This is a genomic window from Acidobacteriota bacterium (genome assembly GCA_016208495.1).
Classification (GTDB): domain Bacteria; phylum Acidobacteriota; class Blastocatellia; order Chloracidobacteriales; family Chloracidobacteriaceae; genus JACQXX01.
Window position 1 is genome coordinate 46993 of record JACQXX010000072.1, and the last position, 22296, is coordinate 69288.

A 22296-nucleotide genomic window follows, 5' to 3' on the forward strand; every position below is an offset into this window, starting at 1 on the left:
TAGTCAGTAGTCAGTAATGCCCGTTAAGAGTTGAAGTGGTTTTTAGTTCTCATCCCGCAGGGATGGAGCAAAGTTAGCCGGTGGTCAGCGTCGCTTTGGACGCGCCACCACCGGATGCGAGTCAGTTCCAGATTTTCCCCACCCGGCCAGCCGCCGCCGTAGGCGGCGGCTAGCCGGGTGGGGGTGAGAAGGCAATCTTTCCCAGGGTTAAAACCCTGGGCTACCTGCCTTCCGCCCAGTTCCTGGGCTCAAATCCGCTCTTTTTTCAACTCTTAATTCAGATTACTGACTACTGCCTACAAATTGGCATGAATTTGGCACAACAAGACATTGAAAGAACGGGAGTTAAATATGATCCAGCTTGAAAATATTGAAAAAATCTATCGAACGGAAACGGTTGAAACCATGGCCCTGGCCAATATCAACCTGAATATCAACCAGGGGGAGTTCATCTCGATTATGGGGCCCTCCGGCTCGGGGAAAAGTACCTTGCTCAATGTGATGGGGCTTCTGGATGCCCCCTCGGGTGGGAAAGTAACGCTCAATGGGCGGTTTATTACGTCATATCGTGACCGCGATCTGGCATCAATGCGAAACGAGGAGATCGGCTTTATTTTCCAAACCTTCCATCTGATCAACGATTTAAGCGTGGTGGACAATGTCGAGTTGCCGCTGATTTACCGCAAAATGTCTGGGACCGAGCGCCGCCGGCAGGCCCTGGCTGCACTTGACCGGGTTGGATTGTCGGCGCGCACACATCATTTCCCTTCGCAGCTTTCTGGCGGTCAACAACAGCGCGTCGCCATTGCCCGCGCCATTGTCGGCAACCCAAAAATTCTGCTCGCCGATGAACCCACCGGAAACCTCGACAGCCAGATGGGTGATGAAGTGATGTCCATCCTCAAGCAACTCAATAGTTTGGAAAAAACCACCGTCGTGATGGTCACTCACGATCAGCGACAGGCTGAAAAAACACAGCGCATCGTGCGTCTGTTTGATGGCCGTCAGGTATTTTAGGAATAGGGTTCAGGGTTCAGGGTTCAGGGGGCAAAAAGGTTCATTGTACTTCTGTCGGTCTTTTTGCCCCTTTTGTCTTTTAGAGGAAAATCATCATGCTCAAAAATTATATAAAAACCGCATTGAAAGTGCTGCTTCGGCGCAAGTTCTTTACTTTCATCAGCTTATTTGGAATTAGCTTTACGTTGATTGTACTGATGGTCATTACCGCAATGGTGGATTATCTGGTGGCGCCAATGGCGCCTGACACCAAAGCTGATCGAATACTGGGAATTTACTTTTCTCAGATGACGGGCCCCGAAGCTCAATCCACCAGCCCTGCCGGGTACAAGCTCCTGGATAAGTATGCCCGGAATTTGCCGCACGTCGAATCCTTCTCGATTTGCACCATGATGCAACAGGTCAATGGGTTTCCCAATGGCGATAAGGTTCAGGCGTTTCTCAAACGGACGGATGGGAACTACTGGCGAATTTTTGATTTTCAGTTTCTCGAAGGCGGACCGTTTCTCGACGAAGACAACCAGAACGCGAATTTTGTGGCCGTGATCAATGAGGCGACGCGGCAAAAGTTTTTTGGTAATACCACAGCGGTTGGGAAGACGATGGAACTCGACGGTCAGCGGTTTCGCGTGGTTGGGGTGGTCACCAATGTCCCAATTACCCGACTCATTCCTTTTTCTGATGTCTGGGTACCGCTCACGACCGCCAAATCTGATAGTTATCGAAATGAACTGATGGGTGGTCACACCGGGGTGATTCTGGCTGAAAATGCCGCTGCCATTCCATTGATTAAAGCTGAATTTGATACCCGGATTCAGGCGGTTGAAATCCCAAACCCAAAACAATACACCGAATTTCTCAGCCGGGCGGAAACACTCTGGGAATTTGTTGCCCGAACCCTGACGGGGGACTATTCCTCCCGCGCCACCATGAAACTCCTGATGGCTGCCATGAGCTTTATGTTTCTGTTTATGTTGTTGCCGGCGATTAACTTAATCAACATCACCGTCAGTCGCATATTAGAACGCTCAAGCGAGATTGGCGTTCGCAAAGCATTTGGTGCTTCGTCTATGACGCTCATTGGCCAGTTTGTGGTGGAAAACGTGATCCTGACCCTGGTGGGCGGAATGCTGGGGTTGGTTGGATCGTGGCTGGTATTGCGTGGTATTTCGGAAAGTGGGCTGATTCCCTATGCCCAGTATCAAATCAACTGGCGGATTTTTCTGTATGGACTTGGGCTAGCGCTGGTCTTCGGCGTGGTTTCCGGGGTGTATCCAGCCTGGAAAATGTCACGCCTGCATCCGGTTGAAGCGCTCAAGGGAGGTGTCCGATGATCAAACAACTTATGAAACTCACCTGGAACCGGAAACGGGCCAATCTGTTGATTTCAATTGAGATATTCATTTCATTTTTGGTGTTGTTCGCTGTGGTGCTGATGGCTGGCGTGTATCTTTACAATTACCTGCAACCACTGGGGTTTGAATATGACAACGTGTTATGTGTTTCGGTTTCCACCAAAAACCGTTCCCATGATGCGAAAAGTGATGCCGCCGAGCGAGAACTCTTTCATCAACTTCAGCTATCCGCCCAGTCACTTGGTGAAGTCGAAAGCGTGGCGCTCTCCAATGTTGATCCGTTTGGCAATAGCCAGAATGTCTCGGGTTTTGAACGCAACGGACGGGAAATTCAGTACAGTTTGAGCCGGGTCACTGATGGGTACAAGGACGTGATGCGGCTGCAACTCATTGCCGGACGATGGTTTAACCGCGAAGACGATGGGTCGAAATTTCAGCCGGTCGTCATCAGCCAGCGTCTGGCGCGTGACGGATTTGGCACTGAAAATCCAATTGGGAAAGCGATTGAAAAACACAAAGACGGCACTGAATTGCGAGTGATTGGGATTTTCTCGGATTTTCGTCAGGACGGAGAGTTGTCTCCGCTGGAAAACTATGCTTTTTTCCGACAAGATGAAGCTAAAGAAGATGGCTTTCCGCTGACGATTTTTCTGATTCGCGTCCGGCCTGGAACTCCAAGGGCATTTGAAGAAAAACTCATCACTCAATTTCAATCGGTAGCCAAAGAATGGTCATTTGAGGCCCAATTTCTCGCCGATATGCGAGAGACAAAAATGAAAGTGTACCTTATCCCGCTGGCGGCAGCCGGCTCAATCGTGACGTTTTTAATGCTGATGGTGGCATTAGGGCTGATTGGCGTGTTATGGCAGAGCGTGACCCGGCGAACCCGCGAAATCGGGGTGCGCCGCGCCTTTGGTGCCACGGCTGGAAACGTCTATCTGCAGATTTTGGGCGAACTCCTTGCTGTAACCACGGTTTCACTGGTGGCTGGAGTAGCGGTGGTTGGGCAATTGCCGCTGATTGACATTTTTGGGTTTATCCAAGGTAAAGTGTTTATTTACAGCTTGTTAGCATCAATTGTGATAATGTATGTTCTGACACTGATGTGCGGTCTGTATCCAAGCTGGATTGCCACGCGGGTCCATCCGTCACAGGCACTGCACTACGATTAAAGTCAGTACCACCTGCGTAAGTGGGTGGGATTGTGTCTAAACGGACCCACCCGCTTACGCAGGTGGTACTGACTGTCCAAGCCCTCAGCCCTCAGCCCTAAAATATGATTCTCATTGTTGACGACGACCGTTCCATCACGACTTCGCTTGGGCTGTTGCTCAAACAGGCCGGGTATCCCGCGCAAAGTGCGGCTTCACCGGCGGAGGCACTGGAACGTCTGGCACAACAGGAATATCAGCTTGTGATTCAGGATATGAACTTTTCCCGAAAAACAACCGGGGAAGAAGGGCTGGCGTTGCTGCGTGAAATCAAAAGCCGTCGTCCGGGGTTGCCGGTCATCTTGATCACTGCCTGGGGGTCAATTCAGCTTGCGGTGGAAGGAATGCGCGCTGGCGCTGCCGATTTTTTAACCAAACCCTGGACCCATCAGCAGGTACTCCAGGCGGTAAAAACGGCACTTGGGTTGGCGGCGGTTTCGGTGCGAACTCTCGAACGGGTTCCAACCCGCGACGAGCTGGATGCCCAGTATGATTTTCACGACTTGATCGGACAGGATGCGAAATTACTGCGCATTCTGGATCTGGTCGGACGGGTCAGTGCCACTGATGCTTCAGCCTTGATTACCGGCGAAAGCGGCACCGGCAAAGAACTGATTGCCGAAGCAATCCACCGCAACAGTCGGCGCCAAAATGCCGCCTTTGTGAAAGTCAATTTGGGTGGTATTGCCGCCAGTTTGTTTGAAAGCGAGATGTTTGGGCACGTTCGTGGGGCTTTTACCGATGCGCGAACTGATCGGAAAGGCCGCTTTGAAATGGCCAATGGCGGAACGATATTCCTTGATGAGATTGGAGATCTGGATCCAAATTCGCAGGTGAAAATGCTGCGGGTGTTACAGGATCGAACCTATGAAGTGCTGGGTTCGAGCGTGACCCGCACGGTTGACGTGCGGGTCATTTCAGCCACCAATCGAAACCTGCCGGAACTGGTCGAGACCGGGATTTTTCGGGAAGACTTGCTCTATCGGCTCAATTTGATTGCGATTCATTTGCCCTCATTACGCGAACGACCTTCAGATATTCCGCTGCTGGCCCAGCATTTTGTCCAAAGTATGGCCCGTGTGTATCGTCGGAGTGAGCTTTCAATCAGTGATGCGGCCTTAAACTGGCTTCAAACTTTGAACTGGCCAGGAAATATCCGCCAGCTCAAGCAAGTGCTGGAGCGAACCATTTTGATTACCTCGAAAGACACGCTCGACGTCGAAGATTTTGCCGTTCCGGTTCAAATGGAATCCAAAGAGAAGGGAAAAACCACGTTGCCCGAAGTCGGGTCAATGACGCTCGACGACATCGAAAAAGCCATGATTGTAAAGACCATCAAGCACCACGGCGGCAACCTGACCAAAGTCGCTGAGGCGCTTGGGTTAAGTCGTCCGGCGCTGTATCGAAGGCTTGAAAAGTTTGGGATCCAGGTTTGAAAAAACAAGGGTTTCGGGTTTCGGGTTTCGGGTTTTCGAAGAGGGCGCGGTTCAAAGCAACAGCGCCCTTACTTTTTGTCACCTTGTCACCTTGTCATTCTGTCACCTTGTCATATTCATATCCTTCAAAGAAATTGGACAGCGACAGATGATTTTCCTCTGTCGCTTTTTTGTCGTCAGGGTACACAATGAACCCTGAACCCTGAACCCTGAACCCCGAACCCTAACTGCTTTTATGTCCCTTAGATTCAAATTTCTCCTCTATCTCATCATTGCGCATATGTTGTTTGCGGTGATTGGTGCGCGAGTTTTTTCAAAATATGGGTTATGGGTTTTTGCCGTGGAAGGGGTGTTTGTGATTTCCCTGGTGATTGGGCTGCGGCTGGTGGGAGAGTTATTCAACACCCTGAATTTGATTAGATCGGGTGCGCAATTCATTAAAGAACGAGACTTTACGACCAAAATTCGGGAGGTTGGACAGCCTGAACTCGATCAACTGGTGGCGGTCTATAACCGGATGATTGACTCGCTCAGGGAAGAGCGATTGCGGCTTCAGGAAAATAACTACTTTTTGGAAAAGGTGTTGTCGGCATCGCCTTCCGGGATTTTGACCCTCGACTTTGACAACCGGATCTCAATGGTCAATCCCGCCGCCGAGCGATTGTTGCAAGCCGAGAAATCAACCCTGGTTGGGCTGTCTCTGGAGGCAGTTGATTCGAGTTTTGCCAGAGAGCTTGGGGAATTGAAACCCGGAGAGGCACGTGTCATCCCCTATCTTGGCCGCCGAAAAGTGAAATGTCACAAGTCAGAGTTTATTGATCGAGGATTCCCGCGCCATTTCATTCTCATGGAGGAACTGACCGAAGAACTTCGTCAGACGGAAAAAGCCGCCTACGAAAAACTGATTCGGTTAATGAGCCATGAAGTCAATAACACGATTGGCGCGGCAAATTCGCTCCTCCATTCCTGTTTGAACTATCAAGATCAGCTCCGACCCGATGACCAGAAAGATTATGGAATGGCGCTCCAGGTGGTCATTGACCGAACCGATCAACTCAATGCTTTTATGCGGAGTTTTGCCGATGTGGTGCGGCTCTCACCACCAAAACGTGAATTGTGCGAAGTAAAAGTATTGTTGGAAACTGTCGCCCGGCTTCTCAAAGCCGAGTGCGACAGGCGCGGAATCGTGGTGAAATGTGAAATCGAAGATCAACCGGATCGGGTCAGCCTGGATCGTGGGCAAATCGAACAGGTACTGGTCAACCTGATGAAAAATGCAGTTGAGGCAATAGGGGAAACCGGTCAGATTACGATTCGAACAGGCTACAACCTGGGTCGTCCGTTTGTGACGATTGAAGATACCGGCGCCGGATTTCCTCCCGAAGTGAAAGCCAATTTGTTTTCACCGTTTTTCAGCACGAAAGAGCATGGGCAGGGAATTGGACTCACGCTGGTTCAGGAAATTCTCGACAACCACGGGTTTGATTTTGCATTGGAAAGTGAACCGGGCAGTCCAACCCGATTCACTATTTTTCTGAGCCCGAAAGCACTTTAGGGTTTGGGGTTCAGGGTTCAGGGTTCAGGGTTCAGGGTTTTCGAAAAATCACCTTGTCACCTTGTCACCTTGTCACTTTGTCACTTTGTCACTTTGTCACTTTGTCACCTGAAACCAGACTCCGCTTGCCAAAGGGCGGCGAAATGCGTTAAACCTAAGTCTCGCTTTTTCTACACGCAAAAACCCTTTCAATTATCCTGTTCCCTGGCTGTTTTCAACTTTGTCGGTCTGACAGTAAACCCCAGCCCTGGTGTTTTTCTGGCGGATATGCACGCATCGAAGCGGTCAGGAAGTTCACCCCGACGTCTCAAACAAGCAGCATTTGACCTTTGAATCTGGAGGACACCTCACATGGCGGCCAAAGACGCCCCCCCTCAATCCGGACATGCGCAGCCAATGCGTGCCAACCTGCAAGGTGCTCGCTTGCACCGGGCCAGTTTTATCGGCGCTAACCTCTCTGGAAGCAACCTGAGTCACGCTGATCTGACCGAAGCCAGGCTCATGAAAGCCAACCTGTCATCAACCAATCTGGCTGGAACGAATCTCACCCGGGCTGACCTTTCTGAAGCCCAATTTCATGCGGCGATTCTCTCTCAGGTTCAACTGACTGATGCGAATTTAAGTCATACCAATTTTGACGAAGCGAATCTTTCTGGAGCCGACTTGGCTGGGGCCAAATGTCCAACAGCCATTTTTAACCGGGCACAAATGGGAAAGATCAAGGCCAGTGGCGCCAATTTTGATCAGGCCCAGTTTGCCGGTACAGTCCTTGATCAGGCTGATTTGCAAGGGGCGAGGCTGACCCAGGCCAACCTGACCCAGGCATCGCTGGAAGGCGCCGATTGTCAACAGGCCAATTTGTCCGGAGCAAAGCTGGACGGGGCCGCGCTCGCCTATGCTCAGTTCAATCAAGCCAACCTGAGCCAGACCTCGTTGGTGGGTGCCAATTTGCACAAAGCCAACCTGTCTGAAGCCAATTTCGAAGGCGCTTTGCTCACTCAGGCACGGTTGGATGAAACAAATTTGACCCAGGCCACGCTGACCCAGGCGACGCTGGATGGCGCCAGTGCCAATCAGTCAATGTTGTCTGGCGCCAACCTGACCGGGGTTAAAGCGACTGGCGCTTCGCTGGTTGAAGCCATCTTGGAAGGCGCCAACCTGACTGGGGCCACCTTTTCTGAAGCGAACCTTTCAAAGGCGAATCTCAAAGACGTGAATTTGACGGGTGCCACTCTGGCACGAACCAACTTGACCGGAGCTGATCTGACGCGTGTCATTTTAGCCAATGCCCGGTTGCATTCCGCCAATCTGTCACAGGCCAATTTGCAACAGGTTCAGGCCGCTGGGGTTGATTTATCCGAGGGGATCCTCAATGAAGCCCAGGCCGCAGGGTCAGTTTTTGACCGTGCGATCATGATCAATGTGCAGGCGGCCAAAATCAATTTACAGGGCAGTTCACTCCAGCAAGCAAACCTGGAAAAAGTCAATTTTTCACAGGCCCAACTCGGCCAGGCCAATCTGGACGGTGCCAATCTCAATCAAGCCAATTTGGAAAAGGCACAGGCGCCAAATATTCACTGCACAAGCGCGAAAATGACGGATATGGTGGCCACCGGAGCTGATTTCAGCGGCGGCAATTTTGAAGGTGCCGACCTGTCAGGTGCTGAATTAGCTGAAATCAACGCTCAAAATGCCTGGATGGCCGAAGCGCAACTCATTTGTGCCAATCTGGCAGGTGCGAACCTGCAAAATGTGAACTTTGCCGGTGCCGATCTTTCTGGGTGTAGCTTGGTCGGTGCCAATCTGGCGGGTGCGAATTTATCGGGTGCTTCGTTGGAGAAAGCCGATTTAACTGATTCAAGTTTGGAAAATGCCATTTTGGCCGGAGCCAACCTGGAAGACGCCAATCTGTCTGGGGCCGATATGAACGGGGCTGATTTCTTTGGCGGGGACGCCACCTGGGAACCGCCACCTCCGCCACCGGCCCCACCGGTTGCTGAAATTCCACCTCCGATGGAGCTTCAGCCTGATGTCGAGACGGCTCCAACTTTAAGTGGTCAAGAACCGGTCATCCAGGCGGTTGTCGTCGAAGAGGCCCCACTTGATCTTGAACCACCCTCCCTTGAAGAAATGGAGGTTCAGGCTGTTGAGCCTGCCACTCGGGACATGCACGCTGAAATAAAGCCCGCGGAGCATACCGAACCCAACACCATTGATATTGAGACCAAGGTGACTCAGGAAGTTGAAGGGGTTGAAATTGCCATTGACTCGACTTCACCAGTGGTGCCCGAAGCGACTGAAATTTCTTTGGAAAGCGGATTCCAGCCATCAGAAACCGAACCGCCCCAACCATTGACCGAATCAGCCGAAACGGTTGAGGTGCGGCTGGTCGAACCAGCGGAAATTGACCTTGGTGCTGAGTTCCAACCCAATCCGCAACCAGTTGAAGCTCCTTCCCCAACCAAGACAATTCCGCTCAAAGGCGCCACCAATGTCCTGGGCAGCAGCCAGGAAATTGATGAGGAAGACATGATTGAGGCGCAATTTGAGCGGATTCAAATGAAAACCACCCCGAAGATCTCCGGCGCCAACCGAAAATTTACCCAGGTTGACATGGATCCGGCGGAGGCAAAGAAGATTGCGGGTGATTTAATCCGAGTCCTGTTCCAGTCAAACCGTGGGCCAATTCTCGAAGGGCTGCGGCGAGGGACATTTAGCGACGCCATCAAAGCCGAAATCAGCAAAGCGAAAAAGGAGTATGAAAAGCGCGTTCCGCGTGCCTCTCGTCAGGACTTCTTTAAACAGGAATTGGAAGAACAACTCCGACACATGAAGGAATCTTCGAGATGAATTGAGGCCCGGGGACCGAAGAAAGCGGTCATATTAGAAAATAGTCAAGTTATTGAACCCAGTGAAGGTAGTGAACCATTGACCACTGACCACTGACCACTGACTACTGACTACTGACTACTGACTACAAGCTGGCATAACAGATTTCCACCCAAAGCCTGATACCAAACGAGGAAACCCATGCCCCACGACTTGCGGCTTTCCGTCGCCAACGAAAACAGGTCGCGCCGCCATCCTGCCTGGTTGTTTGGGGTTGCCTGTCTGGTTGCTCTTTCGATTGCCGTCGCCTGTACGACCACGTCGTCATCCCAATCAGAACTGGTTGTCTTTGTGGTTGAAAATTCGGCTCAATTGCGGGGCAGCGCCAGTCGGGAAGGATTTCAAGCCAATCTCAAAACCTGTCTTGATACCTTTCCAAAAAATCGGTTTGAGTCACACTTGATACTCTTTGGCAGTTACGCTGAACGAATTGCCCCGGCAACGCTCACCCAACTGACTGGCAAATCTCACCATGTGGATTGTACCGCCGGGTTGGGAATGGCAGTCCAAGCCGTGAAAGGGCAGCCTCAGCGGTCAAAACGGGTTATTCTGGTAACTTCTGGAAAACAAAATGTAAACACCGATGAATGGATGACCCTGACCCAGGCTGGAATGGATCAGGTTTCCCCCAAACCTACCTCTCAAACCCAGGTTCCCGAAATCGCCCGCCAATTTGCAGTTGAGTTATGTCGCCAGTTACATTGCCCGCTTTACATCGTTGCGATTGGTCCGAATCAGGAGTCAGATTGGCTGCGTGAACTGGCCCAGGCCGCCAACGGAAAAATTGCCGCTTCTGGCATTTTGGAGCTGGTGGTCAGTCGCGTTCCATTTCGCAGCCACCTGTTTCAGCAATACCTGTATTCGGTTGACGGACTAACCACTCCGAAACAAACCAAACAGGTCCAGGGATATTTCAAGCAACTGGCGCAACCCATATCTTCCGCACCAGACATTGGGCTTGGGGCCTTTGGGGGAACCGTGGCCTTGTTGGTTCTGGTTCACTCACTTCGAAAATTTCCAGGACCCGGTGATCTTGAATATTTTGAAGTGATTGAAGGGACACCGATGTATCTGGCAACAGGCATTGAAAACACCATGGCCCTCCAAAATAGCCAGATGACCAATCTGGCTACCTCGGTTCAGGTGTGTCGTGGCGCTGAAATGGCTTCGCTGGGCGTTGTCTATCGAACTCGAAGTGTGCACGTGCTTGGGTATTTGCAGTGTAGCGATTATGATCAGTTGCCTGGGCTGACCAAACAACTGGTTTTGCTGGATCCACGCCGGATCGGAGAAGGATTGTACACGGCGGCCAAAGGTCACCCTGAAGATCCAGACACCATGAAAGCCGTGAATTTGAGATTGGCTTGCAAATCACCAGATATTGACCGAATTCAACAAACGCTTCAGCTTGTAAACCAAACTGGTGTGGCGCCGGGTGAGGATCTGGTGTACACCAAACTGTGTCTGGCATTTCACCAGGAACTTGCCGAAGCTTTAGGGCCTCGGCAAACGCTCTTTTGGATCCTTCCGCAGACTGGGGAGGAAACCGAGGCAAAAATTGGTGATCAAATTTATATTGGGCCGTTGCAATTAACTCTGGAAGACATCATCAATCTTGAGGAAGGGTATCCGCTCAAAGCTGCTATTACGTTGAAGTACCATCGCCCCGCGTCTGGGATCAATCCAAAGCGCTGGTTGCCGGTTCGACTCCAGGCCGCTTTACGGCTCCGCGGAGCACGCCGCCATGTCTTACACAAGTTTACTGAAACGTGACAGGTGTTTCAGGCTTGGGGCTGAGGGCCATACACGCCAGGATAAGAAAACAAAGTCCGATCTGGACAAGGGGACAAGGAGACAAGGAGACACGGAGACACAATGGATCGCTTCATTTCCCCGCACCCAATCGGAACTCATTCACATTTACAAACTCCGTGGAATTGTCTCCGTGTCTCCGTGTCTCCCCTTCTCCTTGTCTCAAACACACTCAACTTTCCTTATCCTGGCGCTTATGAGGCTGAGGGCTTGGGATCCAATACCTTCCAGTCACCAAGACAAAACCAGATGTGCTTTACCAATCTTAACGAGAAGAAATCGAGGGAACTATGGCACCGGAAATAACTGAGAAAATTTGGCATAATGGCGTTTTTATAAATTGGGAAGATGCCCGCATTCACGTCATGTCACATGTGATTCATTACGGTTCTTCGTTGTTTGAAGGAATCCGGTGTTACCACACACCAAAAGGGCCACAAATTTTCCGACTTTCAGAGCACATCCGACGCTTGTTTGACTCCTGTCGAATCTATCGAATGGATATTCCGCATTCGCAACAGGAATTGATCAATGTGTGTACTGATATTGTACGGGTCAATCACATGGAGGAATGTTATGTCCGCCCGATTGTGTTTCGCGGATATGGCACCTTTGGGGTGAATCCGTTCCCCGCACCGGTTGAAACCTACATTGCCTGCTGGCCCTGGGGGCCCTATTTGGGATCAGATGCCCTGGAAGAAGGTGTTGACGTATGCACCTCGACCTGGTCGCGCATGTCCCCAAACACGCTGCCGACGACCGCCAAAGCCGGTGCCAATTACATGAACTCACAACTGGTCAAAATGGAGGCCATCGTCAATAAATATGCCGAAGGAATCGCACTTGATCGCTTTGGCTATGTGAGTGAAGGCAGTGGGGAGAATATCTTCCTGGTGCGGGATGGTGTGGTCCATACCCCGCCTTCGCATGCTTCAGTGTTGCCAGGCATTACCCGTGACGCCGTCATGACGCTTTGCCAGGAAATGGGCATTCCCCTCAAGGAACGCAATATTTCACGTGAAGAACTCTATATCGCCGATGAAATTTTCCTGACTGGGACCGCTTGTGAAATTACTCCAATCCGAAGCATAGACCGCATCAATGTCAATAATGGGCAGCGTGGGAACATCACCGCCAAATTACAGGAACGGTTCTTCGGCATTTTTAACGGAGAATATGAAGACCGGTACGACTGGCTGACCCCGGTCAACAAATGATGGATTCGTTACCTGTTTTGAGGTCTGAAATAGAAAACTGTCGCCAGTGTCCGCGGTTGGTTGCGTGGCGGGAACAGGTGGCGGCTGAAAAGGTGGCCCGGTTCCGCCACCAAACCTATTGGGGAAAGCCCGTGCCGGGGTTTGGCGATCCACAGGCTCGATTGGTCGTGGTTGGATTGGCGCCCGCCGCGCATGGTGGAAACCGGACTGGACGAGTCTTTACCGGTGACAAAAGCGGAGACTGGTTGTATCGGGCACTCCATAAAGCCGGGTTTGCCAATCAAGCGACGTCAACCGATGCCAGGGATGGGTTAATCCTCACTGATTGCTATATCGGAGTCGTCGTCCGATGTGCACCGCCCGATAACAAACCCACACCTCTTGAAACCGAAACCTGCCGAACATTTCTTGCGCGTGAGCTAAAGCTGCTTGAATCAACCCAGGTGATTCTGGCACTTGGGAAATTTGCCTTTGACAATGTAGTGAAAATCTTGAAATCCCAGGGGCTCACCGTCCCCCAACCTGTCCCCCACTTTGGACACAATCGGGGGTATCATCTGGGAACAAAAGACCAGCCCCTGTTCCTGATTGGGTCGTACCACCCAAGTCAGCGTAATACTTCAACCGGATTTTTGACCGAACCGATGTTTGATGAAGTCTTTTCCACGATCAGAAGCCATCTTGGCGACACGGTGACACAATGACAGGGTGACACGATTCCTCGTTATATGCATCAAGCGAAGGATTTGAGGCCCGCAGGGTCGTCATCGGGTATAGAATTTCAGATAAAGAAACCACGAAACACACGAACTACACGAAAAAGAAAGCCAAATTTTTCAATGGTTTCTGAACGATGATCACCAAAAACACCAGGGCAATATTTATCTGAAAAACTATAGCTGTGGTGCGAAGCCCATAAGCGCCAGGATAAGGAAACAGAACCCGATCTGGACAAGGGGACAAGGGGACAATGGAATTTTTTCATCCCTCATCCTTCATCCCTCATCCCTTGAAAGAGCCCCGAAACCCCGGTGGTATGATATTTCCATCCGACTCCCCAAACATCACTTGTTTGCTGGTTCAAAGTTCGCACGCCTTGGCTCGAAAACTCATCGCCGCTTGTCTTCACTTTTCCCAACCACTCTCTTTCGCGACGAGTGGGAGCTGTTTGTACAAAATCTAGGCTCACGCAGGCGGTACTGACCTTATTCCTTGCCGCCGCGGGCAACCAGCAGATCAGCTTTCTGGTTGTGGAGCAGGATGCTTGCCCACCCCAGTGGTGTCATCCGGGTGGCGTCGCGATGGTTGATGTCCGCCCCGGCATCAAGCAGCAATTCAATGCCTTTGGGATTATCCATCGAATTGGCGGCGTACACCGAAAGCGCGGTTCGTCCCTGGATGTCCAGTCGCGTGACATCAGCGTTGGCTTTAAGCAGCAGTTCGATCATTTCCGGAGAGCGTTCAGCGGCAACATGCAGCGGCGTCAACTGGTTTTCATAGACTTCATTTGGATCACAGCCTTTGCTGAGAAAGTACTGCACGAGTTCATACCGGCCACTGACGATTGACCACCGGAGCGGTGTCATCTGTTGATAGGAAACTTCAGAGCGCGGTAAGACCCATCGGATATCAATCCGAGCGCCGGCATTGACGAGCATTTCCACGGTTTCGAGCGATGAAAATCGAATGGCCACGTTGAGTGGCGCCGTCCGGTCAATAGCCTGTGGGTTGAGCACCGCACCATTGCGGATCAATTCGCCTAACGTACCAGTTTCATTGGTGCGAATCGCTTCAATCAATGGATCCGGACGTACAATCGACGTTGGGGGGTCTTGTATGGTTTGCGCCGTCATGGACGGCATACCCAAAAAAAGCGTACCAAGTACCAGAACAGTTATCAAAACAAGGCGAGTCATCACAAATTCCTCAAACGTGAAAAATGATTCGGCAGCCTGGACTGGCCGCCTGTTCCTCAATCGCTTGACAACCATAGATGATAAAAGACTAAATGTGAACCTCCTGCGAAAGTGTAGAGGGCTATCTGGTGCAAGAATTGATACTTTTTTAGCTCAGGCCAAACCCCCAGCCCGAAAAATCAGGCGCCCAAAACTCACCCCAAAAAATCCCAACGCACCAGCTCAATCAAACTGGAATAAAAGTTCTTATTCCTTATTTAAAGTGCCAATACCTTCAGAATTGATCCCTGCAAAATCAGACTCGCTATCTCACCTGAGCGATATTCTTTGGTTTGGGTATAAATTTGAACGATTATGGGCACAAGTGTTCATCCTGAGTATGAGCAAGAACGACTCAAAGCGCTTCGTCGCTTTGATATTCTTGATACCCCGCCAGACGGTGCCTTTGACCGGATCACGGCATTGGCGGCACGTTTGTTTCATGTTCCAATTTCAATTGTGAGTTTGGTTGACCATGACCGGATCTGGTTTAAATCCCGGCAGGGACTCGATGTCCAGGAAGTGAACCGCGATTTGGGGTTGTGTGCCTCGGCCATTCTTTCCAAAGAGGTATATTCGATCACCAACGCGATTGAAGATCCCCGCTCGCTGGCCAACCCCCTTGTGGCTGGATCCATGGGATTCCGGTTTTATGCGGCAGCACCGTTGCGAACCAATGATGGCTACAATTTAGGCACCCTGTGCGTGATTGACGGTAAACCACGTCATATTTCGGAACCTGAAAAAATGCTCCTGCAGGAACTGGCTGAAGTCGTCATGGATCAAATGGAGTTGCGGCTCAATGCCCGCCGGCAGGCGGTTGAAGAGGAACGTCGCCGATATAGCGAACTGGAACGCCTCTATCAGAAAGAACAGGAGGTGCTCAAACAACTCCAGCACCTCGATCACCTCAAAACGAATTTTATGCTGGTCACCTCGCATGAAATGCGAACCCCGCTGACAGTTTTGAGTGGCTATACTGAAATGCTCTCGGAAGGGTTACTCGGAGAATTGGAACCGATTCAGAAAAAAGCCCTGGATTCCTGTCATCGAATGGTTGAGCGACTCAACCTGAATTTCAACAAAATTCTTGAGATGGTAAAACTCTCAGAAGGCAGACTGCCGCTCAATGTTCGAGAAGTTGACATTTCTGGGATTCTCAGCCAGGGGCTTCTGGAGCTTGAACCGTTTATTGAACGTCGCAACCTGAGCGTAGTCAAGGAGATCCCTGCTCTGAGCCTCGCCGTAGTTGATCCAGAAAAGATCCACCTTGTCTTTCTCAATTTGTTCCAGAACGCCATTAAATACACCCCTGATGGCGGCACCATCACGGTACGGCTTGAACTCGCGGCAGATGGATATCAGGTTGCAATTACAGATACCGGAGTTGGAATCCACCCCTCAGAACTAAACCAGATTTTTGAGTTATTTTATACCACTGATGACCTGTCCACCCATCAATCCGGGACTTTTGAATTCCTGACCCATGGCACCGGGCTTGGCCTGGCAATTGCCAAAAAGCATATTGAAGCCCACGGCGGACGCATCTGGGCTGAATCAAATGGACCCGGTCAGGGAAGTTGTTTCAACGTCTGGTTCCCCGGCCTGCTCAAAAACTAAAATCAGTTCAGGTCAGCCGGAAGGCCCTGATCCGCACACCAACCTCAATCCAAAACCTTAAATTCCGAACCTTGTGGTTCAAACTAGATCTGGGCAATTTGACTGGAATATGGTCTAATCCAGGGACAACCAGGCCATATTCATCTCTCGCTCAGAGAATATGACCCAAATTGACTTCGGAACCCTTTCCAAATCTCATCTCAAACTGCTCGTTCTCGGTCCAACCATTGATGCCATTCGCCCGCTTGGGGCGCTCCTGCTGGAGTATTTCTGGATGGTCGAGTTGCTCGAATACTCGACGCTTCACAAATCGGTTGCTCATCCCGAAGTCGGGATTGTCCTGGTGGACCGGCCTGATTCTGATTCCGTACCCTGGCTCTTTGACCGCATTCAAAAACAATTTGGGAATCTGGCACTGGTTTTGGTGGTCTGGCCGGAACAGGAATCAAGCGTGGCCCAACTGTGGGAAGCTGGACAGATTGTGGACTATGTCTATCAGGATCGTCCGTACCGATTGATATCCGCGCTGCGCCGGATTGAACGTGACGTTATGCCGCTCACCCGTTCCAGACGGGACGCCAGGCCAGGAAAACCCCAACGTCAGAGTGAAGAGAGATTCAGGAAAATCTTTCATTCGAGCCCGGTTGCCATTGCCTTGCTGTCGTTGACCGATTCCAAAGTGATGGATGTCAATCCGGCATTTTTGAAAATGTGCGGCTACACCCGTGCGGAAGTGGTTGGTCGTCCGCCGATTGAACTCAACCTGTGGATCAACCTTTCAGACCGGGAGCACCTGCTCCAGGCCATCAGCACTGGAAAAACGCCAGTTCTGATTGAGACTCCGTTTCGGTCAAAGTCCGGTGAATTTCGGCAGGCGTCAGGTGCCGTTGACCTGGTTCATTTGGATGAAGGCCCCTGCCTTCTCGCCATGTTTTATGATGTGACCGAGCGCCGGATGCGAGAAGGCCAGATGCAATTGCTTGAGTCAGCGGTGCTGAACTCACTCGACGCCATTTTTGTTCTGGAACCGCATCCTGACAACCCACGCGATATTCGGATTGTGTTTGTCAACGAAGCCTTTACTCGCTTGACCGGCTACAGCCGCGAAGAAGCCCTGGGGCAGAGTCTGGCCATGATGCACGGTCCCAAAACCGATCTGAACGAAGTGGCCCGGATTCGTGCCATTCGCCTTGCTGGGAAACCGTTTTCAACCGAACTGATTCATTACCGAAAGGATGGAACTCCATTTTGGTGTGAAGCCAGTTGCATCCCCGTTTTTGAGCCGGAGCAAAACCTGCGGCGGTGGGTTTTATTTCAACGGGAAATTACGGAACGGAAAGAATACGAAGCGAAATTGCAGGAACTCAACCGGCATTTGATTGACACCCTGGAACGCATTTCAGATGGCTTTGTCGCCTTTAATAGCGACATGGAAATTACTTACGCCAATAAAGTCGCTGAAAATTTGACTGGTATTCCACTTGAGAAATTATTAGGCCGAAATTTATTGATCTATTTTCCACAGGCGACCAACAATTTTTTCCACATCAATTATTTGACCGCACTCCGCGAACAGCGTCCGGTTCACTTTGAAGCGTTTTCCGAAATTTTCCGGGGCTGGTACGAAGTGCATGCCTATCCATCGGCCAATGGTCTTTCAGTATTTTTCAGAGACATCAGCGAACGGCATCGCCTCGAAGCAGAATGCCGCAAAACCGCGCATCTTGAATCGCTGGCCGACCAGGTCGGGGAAGTTGCCCAGGAATTTGAACTGGTGCTGACCCGGATGCAGGCCAGCGTCCGCCACGTCCAGGAACTGACCGAGGGGCTCCCGAAAGTGACCAAACCGATGGAACTGCTCGTGGAAACCAGTCACCAGACGACTCATCTGGCCGAACGCCTGCTGGTCTTGTCTCAGGAGCGAACCCCGCCTGAGACAAAGGATGAACCATTTCCGCCAATCAACGAGTAATCGGTAACGGTGTCAGGGTCGAAGAAAGTTGTTTTTGTATCTGAATCTGGCTCAGACGCGCCCTGGTCTCTGGGGAGTCCTGGACCTGCAAGGCTTCAGTCAGGGCCGCTGCCGCCAGAGAGAATTTGCCCTGCCGTTCATAAATCGTGGCCAGTAAGGTATAGCCTTCGGCGGGAAGCCGCTTCCCAAATCGTCCAGGAATGTCAGTCAGCCACCGTTCGGCATCGGCTAATTGTTGGGATACAAGGGCATGTTGCGCAAGTTCCAGCCGGGGCTCAATGTAGTCAGGGGCAAGTCGCGTGCTCTGACGATAGGCTAATTCCGCAGTTTTCCGGTCGTTGTCGCCATCTTTTACCCGGCCCAGCCAATACCAGTATTCTTCGTGGAAAACATCAGCGGAAAGAGCGGAAATAATATAAATCTCAGCTTCCCGTGGCCGGTTTGTATGCACAAACAATTTGGTCAAATTGACCAATGTCGGTAAATCAGGTTTTCTCCGAAGCGATTCAAACAAAATTGGTTCTGCCCGGGCATACTCTTTTTTTTCCACCAATATCTTTCCATAGAAACTCAGCAATTCGGAGTCCGAAAAGCCCTGCTTAAGTGCCTGTTCAAGTGGGATTCTCGGATCTTGATTGGTTTTTTCATACAGTTTCGTCAAGGTAAAAAAATAACTGATGAGCGGTTTATTATGTCTGACGATAAGGTCCAGGGTGTGTTGTGCTGCCTGGTATTCACCCCGGTCAATTTGCTCGCTGGCAAGGGAGGCCAGAGCAAACCGTTCAGTTGGAAAATGGGCAACTGTATGAGTCCACAACGAGAACCCATCTTTCCAAACCGGTACATAGTGAAGTGTTACGACCGCCAAAACCACAACCACCGTTGCAGTCACGGCAGTGGAAATCAATGGCCGAAGTTCGCGTAATCCCATCGCCAGGGGAAAGATCAGCCCGATCAGGGCGACATAGAGGTACCGGTCGGCATGAATCAAATTGGTTGGCACCAGGTTCAGCATGGGAGACAGGAATAGGAAAAACCACCCGCATCCAAACAAAATATCGTGTTTTCGATTCCACTGTTTCCAAAGTGAAGCCAGTATCACTCCCAGGAATCCCAACCCAATCACTAGATATACCCACTTGACGGTTGCTTCCGGGTAACGGGGACATAACTGAAGCGGCCAAAAAGTGTGCAGAATATAAAAGCCGCAATCGTTGACAACACCTTTGATCGAGACCAACAGGCTATATGAATCACCATGCTTGGCCCCTTGAATATATTGAGCTTCAATGGCCATCCAGGCAAAAAACAGGCTCAGTGCCACAAAGGGAAGGTATCGAACCCAGACATTTCGGGTCATTGGCCGCCGCTCATACAGATCAACCAGGAAAAAAACCGCACAGAGCGGCACCCACTGGGCTTTTGAGGCCAAAGCACCGGTATACATCAGCAAACAGCCCAGATACCAGACCATGAACTGTCGTTTTTGTGAAACGGAACGATCCGATGCGGGAAGAGCGGCAATTTCCTGGAAGCGCCGATACATCCATAAAGCACAAAAACCGAAGGCGGCTGACAGCACGTCTTTGCGTTGAGCCAGCCACACAACGTTTTCAACTCGGGTTGGATGTATCGCAAAAACCAGCGACACCATCCAGGCTACGGACTGGCTTTGGACCAGTTCATGGAAAAAAAGAAACACAAAGGCGGCGGCTATCCAGTGGAGAAGAATGTTTGTTCCTCGATAGCCAGCCGGGTCTGTTCCCCATAACCACCAGTCAAACATGTAGGAAATGCGGTGCAGTGGGTTGTAATTGATAAAATAGTGCGTTTGAAAAATGCGCTGGATGTGCTCCCAATCAATCACCCGAATCGCCCGATCAGCCAAAATGTAATTGGTGGAGTCGTATTCAAGCATCGCATACTCACGCGAAATCCAAAACACCGCTGTAATCAAACCGCCAAGCACCAGGGTCGCGATTAGCCCTGGGTGGACGCGTGGCTCAGCCTGAGAAGTCGTCTGATGAGATTGAATTCCGCGAAAATTGAGTCGCGTGAATAAAGCGTTGAGTCGGTTGTCTGACAATGGGTGCGCTCTCCAGGGGAAAAATAGTTGTATCGTGCCGCGTGAACCAACTATATCAACCTCACCCGATTGTCAAAACGCAAAATTCAATTCACAACGGAATGCTTTGGAGAAAAGACCCGAATTAGTGCTTTCCGACTTCAATCAATTCAGACACATTGCCAAACGGATCAAGAAAGGTGAGTGACCGCCCTGAGCCACCGGTTCCAGATTTGGTATTTGTACCCTTGCTGGTTACTCCATTCGAGAGAATTTGACCTTTTGCCTGCTGGAGTGCCTGCGTTGCCAGATCAAATTGATCCGTTTCAAACACCACGGTGTTGAACGCCGCGCCTTGTTTGGGTTTGTATTCCACCGGTCGAATCCCTGCCCGGTAATGCAGCATAAAGGCAAAGCTTTTATCTGAATGGCCGAGCGGCAAATCCAGCGGAAGGTATTTTTCGCTTCGAACCTGAAACCCCAAAACTTCAGTATAGAACCGACGCGCCGATTCCATCTCCGGAACGGTAAATCCAAAGTTATACAGGCGTGGTTCCTGAAAAGGCTCGACTTTGACGATTGTCTGGTGCATCAAGGAGATCGAGCGCCCAAACGGATCCACAATCGAAATGGCATTGCCGACGCCTTCTTTTCGGGGGTGCTTTTCAGCGAATTGAACCTTGAGTGATTTCATTCGGGCAATTGCCTGGTCGAGGTCGTTGACCTGGAGTGTAAACGAAGCATCGGTATCAGTCGGGCTGGTTTTACGGAGTTTCTTCACCCGGTTGAGCACCAGTTTGACTCGTTCATTGGTTTCCAGGAGAACAGAATTGGGAAAACCACTCCGGTCTGCAACCTGGAAGCCGAGTTGAGTGGTGTAAAACGCGAGGGCTTTCCCCATGTCAGTGACATTGAGCTTGACGGCATGGGTTCGAATAATCGGAGTCTGGCTGGTTGCGAGTGAGACCCCGCTGGTCTCGTGATTTCGTTGATTGGTTAAGATTCCAGCCTGAACGAGCCAGAAGAATGCCCAGAGAATTGCAAATCGCTTCATACTCAACACCTTGTGGGGAATGGATTGGAGTGCCTGGGTTTTCAGTTTCCAACTCCCAAGTATCCCCAACTCTGGGCTGGCTGGCTGTGCGAAAATTGCTTTTTTCATCTTCTCAAGCAAGGGAAGACACTGTGTGCGGCGAGCATCCAAAGTGGCGTTTAAAAAGGCGGGCAAACGAACTCGTATTTTCAAAGCCCACGGCAAAGCAGACGTCGGTGACAGTGTGACAACGAGTGGCAAGGAGTTGTCGGGCATGATGGAGCCGGACAGTCGTCAAATATTGATGAGGCGTCTGGTGAAACACTTCGGCAAACAATCGTAAGAAATGATGACGCGACAGGCAGCCAGCCCCTGCTATATCGGTCAGCGAAATTGGTTCCGCATAGCAGGCTTCGATAAAATCGCGTGCTCGATAGAGTCGCTTGAATAACTCCAAACGGGTTGCGCGCCGAACCATTGGCAGCTTTTCAATTTCCTGCTGAATCTGGGTGTGTTGCCATAGCAACCGTTCGATCAAACAATGATACTGCTCATCCAGCCAGCTTTGGGGAAGGTCGTTGGTTTGAACCTTGTGACGAAGGCCGGATAAAACGGGTGAAATCAAAGCATCGGCCTGCCGTCGGTGCTGAAAAAAGGGTTCCGGATGCGGCAAGTGGGTGTTGTCCGGGTGGTCAACCAGCCAATCAGCCTGGTGGCGAAAAACGCTCAAGACTTCCTGAGCGAGGTCATCCCGAAAGAAAACACAAAACGATTCCACAATTTCGGTTGACTCAATCGAACTGGCATAGGGCTGCTCATCATTGACCACCAGGTACGAATCCTGGTCAACCACGACCGGATGTCCATTGATTTCATACAGTTCGCAGCCCTGGAACGTGGTTTTGATTGACAGCGGCGCCGTATGTTGGGAAAAGGCAATCTGATCGGTCAGGGCGTGAATGATGATCGTCTCCTGACCAAACAACGAAAGGATGCGCTGGGTTTCCGGCGCTTGATAATCAGTTCCAGGAAATGAACGCAAAATCATACCAATTAGGGTCAGGGTTCAGGGTTCAGGGTTCAGGGTTCAGGGTTTCAAAACCAGGGTTCAGGGTTCAGGGTTCAGGGTTCAGGGTTCAGGGTTCAGGGTTCAGGGTTC

Annotated in this window: 15 protein-coding genes; 11 read left to right on the plus strand and 4 right to left on the minus strand. The window is 50.9% G+C overall.

The genetic code is table 11. From position 1 onward, the window contains the following. Positions 1-351: 351 nt before the first annotated feature. The 9 genes from HY774_14270 (at position 352) to HY774_14310 (ending at position 13196) form a co-directional block, all read left to right on the plus strand. Positions 352-1017 carry an ABC transporter ATP-binding protein gene (locus tag HY774_14270; protein ID MBI4749649.1) on the plus strand — a complete coding sequence of 222 codons (666 nt, stop codon included), beginning with the start codon at positions 352-354 and terminating at the stop codon, positions 1015-1017. Between the two features lie 95 nt (positions 1018-1112). Then, positions 1113-2351, plus strand: coding sequence for an ABC transporter permease (locus HY774_14275; GenBank protein ID MBI4749650.1), 1239 nt, complete (start codon positions 1113-1115; stop codon positions 2349-2351). Next, positions 2348-3544, plus strand: coding sequence for an ABC transporter permease (locus HY774_14280; GenBank protein MBI4749651.1), 1197 nt, complete (start codon positions 2348-2350; stop codon positions 3542-3544). The genes HY774_14275 and HY774_14280 overlap by 4 nt, the downstream gene beginning before the upstream one ends. A 104-nt stretch (positions 3545-3648) precedes the next feature. Then, positions 3649-5019 carry a sigma-54-dependent Fis family transcriptional regulator gene (locus HY774_14285; GenBank protein ID MBI4749652.1) on the plus strand — a complete coding sequence of 457 codons (1371 nt, stop codon included), beginning with the start codon at positions 3649-3651 and terminating at the stop codon, positions 5017-5019. A 235-nt stretch (positions 5020-5254) separates the two neighbouring features. Next, positions 5255-6574, plus strand: a complete 1320-nt coding sequence (locus HY774_14290) for a PAS domain-containing protein (GenBank protein ID MBI4749653.1) — start codon at positions 5255-5257, stop codon at positions 6572-6574. A gap of 351 nt (positions 6575-6925) precedes the next feature. After that, positions 6926-9424 (plus strand): pentapeptide repeat-containing protein, encoded by a 2499-nt coding sequence (locus HY774_14295; protein MBI4749654.1) that lies wholly within the window; start codon positions 6926-6928, stop codon positions 9422-9424. A gap of 180 nt (positions 9425-9604) precedes the next feature. Beyond that, positions 9605-11236, plus strand: a complete 1632-nt coding sequence (locus HY774_14300; protein MBI4749655.1) for a VWA domain-containing protein — start codon at positions 9605-9607, stop codon at positions 11234-11236. Between the two features lie 329 nt (positions 11237-11565). After that, positions 11566-12492 (plus strand): branched-chain amino acid transaminase, encoded by a 927-nt coding sequence (locus tag HY774_14305; GenBank protein ID MBI4749656.1) that lies wholly within the window; start codon positions 11566-11568, stop codon positions 12490-12492. Further along, on the plus strand, positions 12492-13196 hold the full coding sequence (locus HY774_14310; protein MBI4749657.1) for a uracil-DNA glycosylase: 705 nt from the start codon (positions 12492-12494) through the stop codon (positions 13194-13196). Before HY774_14305 ends, HY774_14310 begins: the two co-directional genes overlap by 1 nt. A 501-nt stretch (positions 13197-13697) precedes the next feature. Here the strand turns inward: HY774_14310 and HY774_14315 are convergent. After that, on the minus strand, positions 13698-14408 hold the full coding sequence (locus HY774_14315; protein MBI4749658.1) for an ankyrin repeat domain-containing protein: 711 nt from the start codon (positions 14406-14408) through the stop codon (positions 13698-13700). A 354-nt stretch (positions 14409-14762) separates the two neighbouring features. On the opposite strand from HY774_14315, the gene HY774_14320 reads away from it, so the two are divergent. Continuing rightward, the gene (locus HY774_14320; protein MBI4749659.1) at positions 14763-16067 is read left to right on the plus strand and encodes a GAF domain-containing sensor histidine kinase; all 1305 of its coding nucleotides are present in this window, start codon (positions 14763-14765) and stop codon (positions 16065-16067) included. A gap of 160 nt (positions 16068-16227) precedes the next feature. Continuing rightward, positions 16228-18039, plus strand: a complete 1812-nt coding sequence (locus tag HY774_14325) for a PAS domain S-box protein (protein ID MBI4749660.1) — start codon at positions 16228-16230, stop codon at positions 18037-18039. Here HY774_14325 and HY774_14330 read toward each other — a convergent pair. The 3 genes from HY774_14330 to HY774_14340 form a co-directional block, all read right to left on the minus strand. Next, positions 18029-20125 (minus strand): hypothetical protein, encoded by a 2097-nt coding sequence (locus HY774_14330; protein ID MBI4749661.1) that lies wholly within the window; start codon positions 20123-20125, stop codon positions 18029-18031. The two genes, HY774_14325 and HY774_14330, sit on opposite strands and share 11 nt — an antisense overlap. Before the next feature lie 124 nt (positions 20126-20249). Further along, a complete protein-coding gene (locus HY774_14335) occupies positions 20250-21266 on the minus strand; it encodes a VOC family protein (GenBank protein ID MBI4749662.1) in 1017 nt (338 codons plus the stop codon). A gap of 4 nt (positions 21267-21270) precedes the next feature. After that, complete coding sequence (locus HY774_14340; GenBank protein ID MBI4749663.1) at positions 21271-22185, minus strand: helix-turn-helix transcriptional regulator; 915 nt, start codon at positions 22183-22185, stop codon at positions 21271-21273. Positions 22186-22296 lie beyond the last annotated feature (111 nt).

Excerpts from the sequence above, each read along its gene's own strand:
- HY774_14270 (MBI4749649.1), top strand. The coding sequence starts at position 352 with ATGATCCAGCTTGAAAATATTGAAAAAATCTATCGAACGGAAACGGTT.
- HY774_14275 (MBI4749650.1), top strand. The coding sequence starts at position 1,113 with ATGCTCAAAAATTATATAAAAACCGCATTGAAAGTGCTGCTTCGGCGC.
- HY774_14280 (MBI4749651.1), top strand. The coding sequence starts at position 2,348 with ATGATCAAACAACTTATGAAACTCACCTGGAACCGGAAACGGGCCAAT.
- HY774_14285 (MBI4749652.1), top strand. The coding sequence starts at position 3,649 with ATGATTCTCATTGTTGACGACGACCGTTCCATCACGACTTCGCTTGGG.
- HY774_14290 (MBI4749653.1), top strand. The coding sequence starts at position 5,255 with ATGTCCCTTAGATTCAAATTTCTCCTCTATCTCATCATTGCGCATATG.
- HY774_14295 (MBI4749654.1), top strand. The coding sequence starts at position 6,926 with ATGGCGGCCAAAGACGCCCCCCCTCAATCCGGACATGCGCAGCCAATG.
- HY774_14300 (MBI4749655.1), top strand. The coding sequence starts at position 9,605 with ATGCCCCACGACTTGCGGCTTTCCGTCGCCAACGAAAACAGGTCGCGC.
- HY774_14305 (MBI4749656.1), top strand. The coding sequence starts at position 11,566 with ATGGCACCGGAAATAACTGAGAAAATTTGGCATAATGGCGTTTTTATA.
- HY774_14310 (MBI4749657.1), top strand. The coding sequence starts at position 12,492 with ATGGATTCGTTACCTGTTTTGAGGTCTGAAATAGAAAACTGTCGCCAG.
- HY774_14315 (MBI4749658.1), bottom strand. The coding sequence starts at position 14,408 with ATGACTCGCCTTGTTTTGATAACTGTTCTGGTACTTGGTACGCTTTTT.
- HY774_14320 (MBI4749659.1), top strand. The coding sequence starts at position 14,763 with ATGGGCACAAGTGTTCATCCTGAGTATGAGCAAGAACGACTCAAAGCG.
- HY774_14325 (MBI4749660.1), top strand. The coding sequence starts at position 16,228 with ATGACCCAAATTGACTTCGGAACCCTTTCCAAATCTCATCTCAAACTG.
- HY774_14335 (MBI4749662.1), bottom strand. The coding sequence starts at position 21,266 with ATGAAAAAAGCAATTTTCGCACAGCCAGCCAGCCCAGAGTTGGGGATA.
- HY774_14340 (MBI4749663.1), bottom strand. The coding sequence starts at position 22,185 with ATGATTTTGCGTTCATTTCCTGGAACTGATTATCAAGCGCCGGAAACC.